The following is a 9700-nucleotide window of genomic DNA, read 5'->3' as shown; positions in this document are numbered from 1 at the left end:
CTGCGGGTGTGGGTGTTGGTTCCGCTGCGGGTGTGGGTGTTGGTTCCGCTGCGGGTGTGGGTGTTGGTTCTGGGATGCGTGGTGTGGGTGTTGGTTCCGCTGCGGGTGTGGGTGTTGGTTCTGGGATGCGTGGTGTGGGTGTTGGTTCTGGGACGGGTGGTGTGGGTGTTGGTTCCGCTGCGGGTGTGGGTGTTGGTTCTGGGACGGGTGGTGTGGGTGTGGGTTCCGGGACGGGTGGTGTTGGTGGTATCGGCGCGGGTGTGGGTGTTGGTGGTATCGGCGCGGGTGTGGGTGTTGGTTCCGCTGCGGGTGTGGGTGTTGGTGGTATCGGCGCGGGTATCGGCGCGGGTATCGGCGCGGGTGCCGGTGTTGGTGGTATCGGCGCGGGTATCGGCGCGGGTATCGGCGCGGGTGCCGGTGTTGGTGGTGTCGGCACCGGTGTCGGCGTCGGTATCGGTCCCTTCAGGGGAATGAGAGAGACAGTGGCGACTGCCGCACTGGTGGCGCCGAGGTTATCTGTAGCGCTGTAGGTGAAGTTAGCCCCTATGAAATTGCCCGATGCCTGGAAGAACAACTGGGTAATTTGCTCGGCTGTAAGGGTTTGACCTGCCGTGACCCGCACTCCTTGGCTGGGTTCGCCTAAGAACAGCGTGCCTTCATTGGCTGGCGGCAAGGTGTTTACGGTAAAGGAAACCACCGTCCCGTCTGGGTCGGTTCCTCCGAGTCCGGGGATGTTCACGGTTGTTTCCAGCAACAAAGCGACGCTGGAGTTGTTGGCGACGGGTGGCTGGTCGATGGGAGGTAATAGTGCTAGCAGGGAGGCTGTAGCGGGGGCTGGACTGATGGCGCCGCGGCGGTCTGTGGCGCTGTAGGTAAAGTTGGTGGCGGCGAATTCGCTGGTTGCTTGGAAGAATAACTGGCTGATTTGAGTTGTGCTAAGTCTTTGGCCTGCCGTGACCCGGATTCCCTGACTGGGGTCGCCCAAGAACAGGACGCCTTGATTGGTCGCCGGTAGGGTTTTGATAGTGAAGAATTCGATCGAGTCGTCGGGGTCTTTGGCCGTCAGCCCTGTGAGGTTGACGGTGCTGTCTGGCGCCAGGGTCTTGCTGAAGTTTGTGGGTACCGGCGGGTAGTTGAACGCCAGCGACAGCAGAGAAACTGTGGCGGCAGGACTGCTGCCACCGAGATTGTCCTGGCTGCTGTAGGTAAAATTAGCTCCTGTGAAATTGCCGGCCGACTGGAAGAATAACTGTGTCATTTGCTCGGCTGTCAGGATTTGACCTGCTGTGATAGCGATTCCCCCCGTTGCGGGGTCGCCCAAGAACAGGACGCCCTGATTTGTCGGTGGCAGGGTGCTGATGGTGAATGTAACCACTGTGCCGTCAGAGTCTCCGCCTCCGAGTCCGCTAATTTGGACAACGCTGTTTGGCGCTAGCGCAGCGTTGCTGCTGTTGGCTGATGGAGGTTTGTTGGGTGTGGGCTGGGCGAGTAAAATGGCGGTGGTGACGGTGGCTCTGGACTCGGAACCGTTGTTATTGCTGAGTTCGGGGTCAAAAGTGGTCGATCGACTCTGGGAAGTATTGCTAATAGTGCCCGTCGCTGGAACGACTAATGTTACCTCGCGGTTGATGTTGCTGCCGCTAGTCAAACTGGGAATTGTTGGGAAGGTGACAACCCCTGTCACCGGGTCGTAAGTGCCGTTATCGGATGCGCTGACTCCCGTTAAACCGGGAATGATGCTGTCTGTAATCACTACGTTTTCAGCAGCATTCGGCCCATTGTTGGCAGTAGTTATAGTATAAGTCACGGAACTACCAGCAGGAGCAGATGTGAGACCGCTCTTGGACGTAACCAGGTCGGCCACAGGCTCGATCGAGGTAATGACTTGACCCCCCGCTTCACCCGGCACTGCGACTGTCGAGCCGTTGTTGTTTGTTAAGTCCGGGTCAAAAGTGGACGATCGACTTAATACAATGTTGGTGATGCTCGTCAGGGTAGGCGGGGGTACAAAAATTAGGCGGCGGGTGACACTGCTGCCGCTGGCTAAAGTCGCGATCGCTGGGAACTCGATCACTCCTGTGGCAGCATTGTAGGTTCCGCCATCGAACACGCTGACATTACTTAAGCCGGGAATCAGGCTGTCGGTGATGACTACGTTGGTCGCAGGACTCGGCCCGTTGTTGGTAGTAGTAATTGTATAAAGGAGGGTGTCGCCCACCTTGATGCTGGCCGGAGCCGTTTTTTGGGTGACAACATCGGCCACAGGCTCGATCAATGTGGTGACGGTGGCGTTGGGGTTTGTACCGTTGTTGTTGGCCGGAGTTGAGTCGGAAGTGATGGAGGTACTTCTGGCCGTGTTGCTGATGGAAGTTAGGGTGGGCGGTACTGTGAAGTTGAGCGTTCGGGTGACAGTCTCCGCGTTGGCGATTGCCACGGGCGCGAAGGTGACAATGCCGGTTAGTGGATCGTAAACGCCGCCGTTCGATGCCGTGACTCCGGTTAACCCAGGAACTATGCTGTCCGTGATGGTTACAGCTTCTGCAGGACTCGGTCCTAAGTTGACTGTGGCGATCGTATAGCTGACCGAACTACCAGCATTAGCACTCGTAGAGCCCGTTTTTGTGGTTGCGAGGTCGGCGTTGGGCGCAATACTTGTCGTAACCGTAGAGTTAGTGGGAGTGCCGTCTTTGTTGGTTGTCGAACCGTTGTTGTTAGTGACGATCGGATCGAAAGTCGCCGCGCTACTCCGGGCCGTGTTGCTGATGGCAGTAACGGTGGCTGGGGCACTGAAACTGACAGTGCGGGTCGCAGTAGCCGCATTTGCCAGCGCCGTCAGTGCTGGAAAGGTGACAATGCCCGAAACACGGTCGTAAGTCCCGCCGTCCGATACGCTGACTCCTGTTAAACCCGGAATAATGCTGTCAGTGATGGTCACATCGGCAGCCGGGTCGGGGCCTATGTTAGTGGTAGTCAATGTGTAGGTGACGCTTGACCCGGCCGAGGTAGTCACAGGGCCACTTTTGGTAGTAACTAAATCCGCGACTGTATCAACCACTGTGGTAGAGACTACACCAGGCCCCTCGATTTGCCCTGGCGCAAGTACACCGCTGTTGTTACTGAGGTCGGGGTCGAAAGTCGAGCTAGTGCTGAATGCAACGTTGGCAAAACTGCTACCGCTGGTTAAACCGGGCGGCAAATCAATTGTCAGGGTGTAAGTCACAGTCTCGCCGGCATTGAGAACCGGAATTAACGGCCAGGTGACGGCCTTGGTTTGGTTCACGTAAGTGCCGTTGTTGGAGGCACTGAGAATCGGCGGCAATCCGCCCGGACGCAGCAGTTCTAAAGGTATTTCGTCTTGAATCAGAACATTTGTAGCAGGCGCTGGCCCCTTGTTTACTGTAGTAATCGTGTAGGTAATGCTGCCTTCGGATTTGACGAACTGCGGACCGGTCTTGATAGTGGCAACCTCAGCGGCGATACTCGGAGGATTGATAGTTTCAACTACCAGGTTTTGAAGTTCGTGAATGTTGTTCGCGGCTCCTGTGGAACTGCCAAAACCAAATTTGAAAATTGGCGGTACTGGGCCGTTTTCAGTTGCTAAGTTGCGGATGTCGATCAATGTAGTTTCGTAGATGCCGTCTAAATTTTCATCGAAGGCAACGGTGAGGCGAGAAGGTTCCACCGGATCGTTAGATGGATTCAGCGTAATTTGAACGGATCTTTTGGCTAAATTGCGATCGCTCGTGAACGTATTGCTGAAGTTAAAAGTGGTGCCGGGAGGGCCGATAAAGTTAATACTCGTAGGAATGTTATCGATGCCGAAGGGAACGATCGCATTTGTTAAAAACCGATAACCGTTTGCTTGATTTCCTCTAACAGTTACTGAATCAGGTCTGAAAGAACCAATAGAGGAGCCGGGAATCGGAGGTGGCTGTGGGCCAGAGCGCCCTTCTGTAGACGTTGAAAAATTGCCAAACTCGTCGAGCCCAATGCCTAAATAACCTCCCTCAATACCGGGTATACCCGTTCGTGGAGCGTAAGCCACAGAACCGCCATAACCCCCAGTCCTGGTTGGGCTAACAGTGCCGTCAATCAGGAAGAAACCCAGCCCGTCCCCAGGCTGAGGGGTAATAAATGGTTGCGGAGTATTAGATTGCTGGTTTGAACCGTAAGAATAAAAATCAAACTGAACTCTGATACCGTCGGTTGAAGGAATGGGGTTGTTGTAGATGACGAAGGCTTCTCGAAGGTTTACTGCTGGAGTTAATAGCAGAGCGCCATCGCCGGGACTTGCACCGCCCAAAGCCGGAAGTACGCCGGATACAGTGCCTCCGGTAATGCCGGGGATACGTTGATTGGCTGCTGCAACCCCGTTGCTGGGATCAAACAGTGCCCCGTCGTTTCCCCCGTAAATCCAAGGCCCCCTAACTGTGGAGTTTTTGAAAGTTTCGTTAACTAATGTGCCGAGGGCGTAAGGGTAGGCTGCGAGCACTTCTTTTTCAATGGCGATTCTCGCTTTTATTTCCCCGGTCGCAAATTTTAATTCCCAGTCGCCACCGAGTGCCGCACTCCCCGTCAAGTTGTCGGAAGCTGCAATATCTGCACCGACTATCAAGCTCAGCCGCCGCACGAAGGCCTCGCCGCTTTCCCCTGCTGCGACGCTGCACCCGAATAACAAAATACCTCCTCTCTCGCTGAGGGCTTTTCCCCACTGCTGTAGGAAATGGCTGTAAGTTTCTAAGTTGTCGCTGCAGAGTTCGATCGACCCTAGCTGCACCCCCGCTTCTCGACCGTGAGAAACTATCTGAAGGCTGTCTAAATCGCTGTAATTAGCCAAAACTCTAGTAATTTGCTCGACTCCATCCCCCGTCGAGTCCAATACAAATACCTCTGTATCGGCTGTTCCTCCTCTTGCCAAGCTGTCGCAGTTCTCTACTCTGGCATCGAGGAACAGTACATTTTTTAGAGTCTGGACACCCAGAGACTCGGTGGCTCGCAAAAATTCTCTGTGGGGATGCCCAATTCCTCTGTCGCCACGCAGTTTCTGGGACAGGAAATACTCCTCTGTTTTTACTTGTTTTATGTTTTTTTTCTGATGATAAGTTGCGGTTGTTCGGGATTTTGCGACCGCATTCCTTGCGGTGGAGTCACATATTTTGGGGGTGATAAAAATTGGTTTGTTGCAGATGCTGTGCATGGTCAAATTGGCTCACGAATTGTAGATGATGTACCCATTTCCAGATGATCATTATCACTTCTTGAAAAGGTTTAATTGCAGAGTAAGAGGCGGTGCAGCTTGACTTGAATCAAGAGCAAAAAGCGAATTTTACTCAGCACAAAGCCCTGCTATCTTGATATTTAATAGCATTGCCAAGATCGCCGGCAGAAGCGCTGAGGATTTGGGGTTTAAATCCCCAGAATCTCTGTATCGGGTGATATTTGGCTTTCGACTTTTTTCTTTTCTGTTAGCGAGTGTATCTGTTACACGCTTATCTCTTACATCGCGCAGTAGATAATAACACCAGTTCTCAAAAATTTACTTAATGAGGTTTTCTGTAAATCGTCTAATGCACTTTATTTGCAGATAAAATTCACTATTTCTAGACGTATAAACCTGGTTTGAGGGACGAAAAGACTTCTTGGCAGCCCTCGCTCCCGGTAAAAAAACTCGGTTTCTTTGCTTTTGGTGTGCAAGCCCTGTTCACAATAGCAACCAGACATTGATTAGGGAGTGATAGCCGTCACATAATTATGCCGACCTTGCCCGAAGTGTCATTCAACTGATATCTTTTACCATTCTCAATAACCTTTCTATGGGTAGTTCTCCTGCCCAGCCCATAAGAAAATTCACTTATTGTGGAACAGGCCACAAAGCCTATTCTTGAAAATGGTGCAACATATGAGATTCAATTGAAATTGGCATACCCTGTATCGACGAAGCGTCTTAAAAATTCATGACTTGCAGTCTGGAGATAGCAATCTAGGTTTGAGATTGTTTCGCGACGATCGCAAAAACAGATTAGTGCTGCCCACAAGCAACTTCTCAAACTATCAACAAGCTAGTCTTGGAGCTGGTTTCTGTTTAAGATAAAAGCTCGGAACAATGTTTCGTGCAGAATTTTTCATGATGTTTGGGAGAAACTGATTTAGAGACTGGCCCCTCAGCTACTTACGATTTTTGTTGGCTAATTTTTTTAACTGCAGGAGTTACGCGCAGGAGACTAGAAACCCAATTTATTTCTAGATTTCTCGCCACCCAACCAAAATTTATTATCTAAACTTCGTTTCTGATCGTAAATCCTCAACTAAAAAAACACCGATCGCAATTCCCCTGTTATGGCAACTTTAACCACCAACTGTAACCAAGCAATAATGCTCGAATAGGTTTTAACTGCTGAGTTTGGGCGGGGTTCGTCCAAAACAAGCTTCAACCATAATCCTTACACGTAAGTACATATTAACTCATTGATTATTACATCCGCAAATAGGCGTAGATACAAGCACCAATATAAGCTATATCTTTTCACCACGAGCGTCAAGAGCTCTGGCTTGGTAGTACCGACAATCTTGACAGGGCCCAGAAGGATTGACCGCGCAGCGAATGTAATTAGAGCGGGCGTTATACTCGCAAGTGATATCGCCGATCGCATAACCGAGGCTTTGTATGTAAGTGCGATCGGCAGTTTGTAGTTGAGTTCGCATGGATCTATTCGCTACCGCCTGTCTGGCCGCAGCAATTCTATCGCGGGCTTGGCTTTGGGCAGAGCGCATCACCCACAAAGACAGCACCGACGGAGCTAAACCTATGAAAATAATCAGGAGAGCAGTTAGCACTTTTTCAGAGCTTATGTGGAGAATATTTGTTTTAATTTAGGCGATCGGCAACAAAAAATCCTCCTCGACAAGACGGTTTTAAATAAGAAAAGTTCCCGATCAAGTCTCAAACTATGCCGCCCCTGTGTTAACCGTTAGCTGGCGGCTGAGGAAGGCGAATTAAATAACTTACAATTTTAATTGTTATTGTGGGACGGGCGGGACGCCCATCCCACAAACTTTTTGAGAAACCCGGTTGCTCTTCAAAACCAAAACGGTTAAACCTTAGCAATATCCCCCGCTAAATCCATCAACGAACCCGCACCTTCCACCTTAGCAACATCCAACAAAGTCTTCAAAACCGAATCGGGATTCAAACTAATCGAATCAATTCCCAACTCAACCAAGAAACGAGCAAACTCAGGATAATCGCTGGGCGCTTGACCGCAAATCCCAATCTTGCGATCGTACTTCTTGGCCGCTTTAATGGCAATTGCTACCATGCGCTTGACAGCTTCATTCCGTTCGTCAAAAATGTGTGCGACCAAAGCAGAATCCCGGTCTAATCCTAATGTTAACTGAGTTAAATCGTTAGAGCCGATCGAGAATCCGTCAAAAACTTGGGCAAATTCGTCAGCAAATATAACATTGCTCGGCAATTCGCACATCACATACACTTGCAAGCCGTTCTCGCCCTTAACTAAACCGTGTTTTGCCATCTCGGCTAACACTTTTCGCCCTTCATCCGGGGTGCGACAAAATGGAATCATCGGAATCACATTTGTCAAGCCCATTTCGTCGCGAACTCGCTTTAATGCTTTGCATTCTAAAGCGTAAGCTTCGCGGTAATTTGGGTCGTAATAGCGAGAGGCGCCACGCCACCCGATCATCGGGTTTTCTTCCTTGGGTTCAAACTGCCGCCCTCCCAAAAGATTAGCATATTCGTTGCTCTTGAAATCGCTCATCCGCACAATAACTGGATTTGGATAAAATGCGGCGGCAATTGTGGCAATTCCGTGGGCGAGTTTGTCGGTGAAGAAATCGGGTTTGTGTTGGTAAAGTGCTGTCAGTTCTGCAATTTCTTCTTTGACTGATTCATCCACCAATTCGTCAAAGTGAATCAGTGCCAGCGGGTGTGCTTTAATGTGATTGGCAATTATGAATTCCAACCGCGCTAAGCCTACGCCGTCGCAAGGAATTGCGGATAAACCAAAGGCTTCTTCTGGGTTCCCGACATTCATTAAAATTTGAGTGCGGGTGCGGGGTAAATTCTCGATCGCAGTTTCTTGAATTTCAAAAGGAAGCAAACCGGCATAAACTTTGCCTTCGTCTCCTTCGGAACAAGAAACAGTGATTTCTTGCCCGTTTTTCAAGATTTGGGTGGCGTCGCCAGTGCCGACAATGGCGGGAATTCCCATTTCTCTGGCGATGATGGCGGCGTGACAAGTGCGACCACCGGAATTGGTGACGATCGCACTTGCTTTTTTCATAATCGGTTCCCAATCGGGGTCTGTTTTGTTGGTAACTAAAACTTCTCCTGATTGAAATTCAGCGATTCGGTGAACATCTAAAATTACGCGGGCTTTGCCTTGTCCGATTGATTCGCCAACGGCGCGTCCTTTTGCTAAAACTCCACTGCTACCTTGCAATTTGTAGTTTCGCAAAACTTTAGCAGATTTTTGAGATTGTACTGTTTCGGGTCGTGCTTGGACGATAAACAATTCGCCCGTATTGCCGTCTTTTGCCCACTCAATGTCCATCGGGGTATAAGTCCCGCGCACTTTAGAGTAGTGTTCTTCGATGATGACGGCCCATTTTGCGAGTTGCATAATTTCATCATCTTGGATGGCAAATTTATTTTTTTCGGCTGCGATGACGGAGACGTTTTTGGTGTATTTAGAACCGCCGATATCGTACACCATTTTGAGGGTTTTGCTGCCGAGACGTTTGTCTAAAATCGGACGAAAACCTTGTTTTAAGGTTGGTTTAAAGACGAAGTATTCGTCGGGGTTGACGGTGCCTTGGACGACGTTTTCGCCTAATCCGTAGGCGGCGGTTACTAATACGGCGTTTTTGAATCCGGTTTCGGTGTCGATGCTGAACATGACGCCGGAGGATGCTAAGTCCGATCGCACCATTTTTTGGACGCCGACTGATAGGGCGACTTCAAAGTGGTCGAATCCCCGCTGTTGGCGGTAGGAAATCGCGCGATCTGTGAATATGGAAGCAAAGCATTTGTGACAGCATTCGAGGACGCCAGCGCAAGCTTGGACGTTGAGGTAGGTTTCTTGCTGTCCCGCGAAACTGGCGTCGGGTAAGTCTTCGGCGGTGGCGGAGGAACGCACTGCTACGTCTGTACTGTCGCCGTAGCGATCGCACAATTTTTCGTAAGCATCCGCGATCGCCGCTTGGAGTTCTCGCGGAAATGGTGTGTCGAGTATCAGTGCCCGCGCTTGCTTGCCTTTTTGTCGCAGGTTCTGCAGATCTTCTACGTCTAAATCGGCAAAAATTTCGCGCAATTTAGCTTCTAAACCCGCTGACTGGATGAAGTACCGATAAGCGTGTGCTGTAGTTGCAAATCCGTTGGGGACTCTGACTCCTTGGGCGGTTAACTGTTGAATCATTTCACCCAAAGAAGCATTTTTCCCCCCTACTAATGGGATGTCGGCGATGCCGACTTCATCAAACAACAATACTAAGGCTTTTTCTTTGGGAATTAAACCGGTTTTTTTTTCAATTGCTAAATTGTCGAGCATTGCTTTTTTCCTCTCAACTTCAGCTCATTTCGGTCAAAGGACAGTAAACAAAAGACAGTTTATTGGGAATTGTAATTTTGTTACAAAAATTCTCAATTTTTCTCCTAGGCTGTATCAACCGAATTTTCGAT

3 protein-coding genes are annotated in these 9700 nt (G+C 50.1%); all 3 read right to left on the bottom strand.

Going from position 1 to position 9700, the window contains the following annotated elements:
- Positions 1-5197: DUF4347 domain-containing protein (locus QT979_RS10700; RefSeq protein ID WP_333309747.1), on the bottom strand; the 5197-nt coding region annotated here is incomplete at its 3' end.
- Between the two features lie 1316 nt (positions 5198-6513).
- The gene (locus tag QT979_RS10695) at positions 6514-6834 is read right to left on the bottom strand and encodes a DUF6464 family protein (RefSeq protein ID WP_333209883.1); all 321 of its coding nucleotides are present in this window, start codon (positions 6832-6834) and stop codon (positions 6514-6516) included.
- A gap of 257 nt (positions 6835-7091) precedes the next feature.
- Entirely contained in the window at positions 7092-9569 is a 2478-nt protein-coding gene (gene ppsA / locus QT979_RS10690; RefSeq protein WP_333309744.1) for a phosphoenolpyruvate synthase, read from the bottom strand.
- Positions 9570-9700: the final 131 nt, after the last annotated feature.

The sequence above is a fragment of the Microcoleus sp. w2-18bC1 genome, from assembly GCF_036700365.1.
In the GTDB taxonomy this organism is placed as follows: Bacteria; Cyanobacteriota; Cyanobacteriia; order Cyanobacteriales; family Microcoleaceae; genus Microcoleus.
The sequence above is the reverse complement of the archived record's forward strand: the minus strand, read 5'-3'. Positions and strand labels throughout refer to the sequence as shown.

Excerpts from the sequence above, each read along its gene's own strand:
- ppsA (WP_333309744.1), bottom strand. The coding sequence starts at position 9,569 with ATGCTCGACAATTTAGCAATTGAAAAAAAAACCGGTTTAATTCCCAAA.